This is a genomic window from Lamprobacter sp., from assembly GCF_034860625.1.
Taxonomy (GTDB): domain Bacteria; phylum Pseudomonadota; class Gammaproteobacteria; order Chromatiales; family Chromatiaceae; genus Lamprobacter.
This window is the reverse complement of the sequence record NZ_JAYESN010000389.1, coordinates 1-2153: the sequence shown is the minus strand read 5'-3', so window position 1 is coordinate 2153 and position 2153 is coordinate 1. Positions and strand designations below refer to the sequence as shown.

2 protein-coding genes are annotated in these 2153 nt (G+C 69.1%); both read right to left on the bottom strand.

The window, feature by feature from the left end; genetic code table 11:
- Positions 1–1124: CRISPR-associated ring nuclease Csm6 (gene csm6 / locus VBE63_RS27930; protein WP_323686254.1), on the bottom strand; the 1124-nt coding region annotated here is incomplete at its 3' end.
- A gap of 207 nt (positions 1125–1331) precedes the next feature.
- Positions 1332–2153 (bottom strand): CRISPR system precrRNA processing endoribonuclease RAMP protein Cas6 (cas6, locus tag VBE63_RS27925; protein ID WP_323686253.1); only part of this gene is annotated, 822 nt, incomplete at its 5' end.

The window sequence follows — 2153 nt, the reverse complement described above, 5'->3', positions numbered from 1 at the left end:
AGCCCATAGCGGGTGTGGGGACGGCGGCCTTCGGCCTGGATCAGGTAAGGCTTGGCCAGTGGCGCGCCGAGTGCTTTGGTCAGCGCCTGGTTGGCGCGCGAGCGGCGTTGATCGAAATCCTCGGCGCTGATGCCGTCGGCGAGCGCGGCCTCGGCGCGCTCGACGTCGCCGCAGTGCGCGCCGAGGATGCGCCGGTATTCGCTCAGGTACTGTGCCGCGAGGCCGTCGCTGTTCCAACGCGCGGCCTGCAGCCCCTGTTGCCGACGCCGCGCCATCAGGGCATAGAAGGCGAGTGGCGCGGGCTTGAGGCGGAGGGTCTCGCCGGCGGCCTGCAGGCGGCGGCCTTCGAGATCGATCAGCAACCGGGGTGGCTCGAGCGCGCGCTGGGCGGCAACGATGCTCTCGCCAAAGCGGGCTCGGCCCTCCAGCAGTCGCGTCGGCAAGCCCTCGCGCAGACGCACGAAAGGCACCTCGGCGAGGGTGACGGTTGCATCGCGGGTGTCGGCGAGCTTTTTGTCCTGGGTCTCGATGACGCGCGAATAGGGGGTCGGATAGAAGAAGTTCCAGCTCTGCTCGAAGGGCGCGGCGACCAGCACATGGCTGAGCCGATCCTGCGGGCGACCGAACAGCGACAGCGCATAGCCGGCGTAGTAGCCCATGGTCTTGCGCCCGCCGGCCAGGGAGACGTGCAGCGCGCACTGGGGATCGGCGGTGAGGTCGCGGACCCGCGCGATCAGTTGATCGGCGACACAGGCGTTGTCTTCGAGTTCACGGATGTCGTCCAGCGCTTGACCTTCGGCATCCGTGATGAGCTGGATCTGGTCGGTGCCGAAGCGGATCGGCGGCAGCTGGTAGTCGCGGCACAGGCGGGCGAACCAACCGGGGTCCTCGGAGAGCAGGCTCAGGCGCGCACGCTCGGCGCCTTCGACGGTGGTGAGGATCTGGATCTCGGTTGGGACGAAGGCCGGCTCGGTGGCGACGGCGAGCGCGTAGAGGGTCTCGGTGAGGATCTGCGGCGAGAGCCCGGAGACGGCGAGCAAGAGACGCCGTGGATAGTCATGCGGAGCGCGTCTGGCTGGCTCCTGATCGGCACCCGGCAGGAGGCCGTGCTCGTGTTCTGCCATGGGGTCGAGTTCCTTGCGGCGGGTTGATCCGTCGTGCATCTGGCCTGAGGCGAAGGTTACCCCAGGATGACGACGACTGTCAGTGTGGGTGTCGTCGGTGCATCCCTGCCTCCGTGTCCCTGGTGGCGATCCCGCCCCCTGGTGACGACTGGCGGCAGGATGCCCTGCGGGTGCTCGAACGGCTGGGCTGGCAAGGTTGCGGCGACCTCAGTCGCGGGTGGTCTGGTCAGGGGCGAGGCGATAGCGCCCGAGTCCAAAGCTGGTGTTCTTGCCGACATGCAGCCATTGGCCGAGGACGACCAGCGGCCAGAGCGCCGGCAGACCCGGGCCACGCAGGCGGAAACGCCCGAGCAAGCCACCGAGCTGCATGTGGGTGCCCTGGCGTGAGGAGTAGCGGGTCCAGTCGACCCAGCGCAGCTCGGCCTGCTCGAGGCGCAGCTGATCGATCGCTGTCCGCAGTGGCTCCTGCTGCAGACGCTCGGCAGCGGGTTCATAGCAGTCATAGAGCAGCGCGACACGGGTCAGCAGCGTGCCGAGCAGGGCTTGCGCATCGAGCTGTTGCGGTCGCAGATAGTGCCCGTGGCGCTTGAGTCGCAGCGGCGTCAGCAGCTGGATCGCCAGGCTGTCAGGTGCCGGACCGAGGTCCGCCGCGGCGGTGCGCAGCGGCTCGAGCCGGCCTTGCTCGGCGACGAAGACGCGCTGCCAGTCCTCGCCGCCCAAGGTGGCCTCCTGAGTGGCCTGGAAAAGACGAAAGCGCCCGCCTTCACGTCCAAGACCGCGCTCGCCGGCACGCTGCAGGGCATGGATCAGATAGGGCAGCTGATCCCCGGCGCGGCCGATCAGCGTCAGCCCCAACTGCAGCGGCTCGCCGGGAGGGATCTCGCGCTGACCCGCCGGTGGCGGCTCGAGCACGAACGGATGCGGCAGGGCGCTGTAGCGCTGGGCGGTCTGCTCGCAGGTCGGTGGCGACTCGAACAGGGTCGAGTAGACACAGTGCGTGCGCAGCAGGCAGCCCTCGCAGTTGGGCGC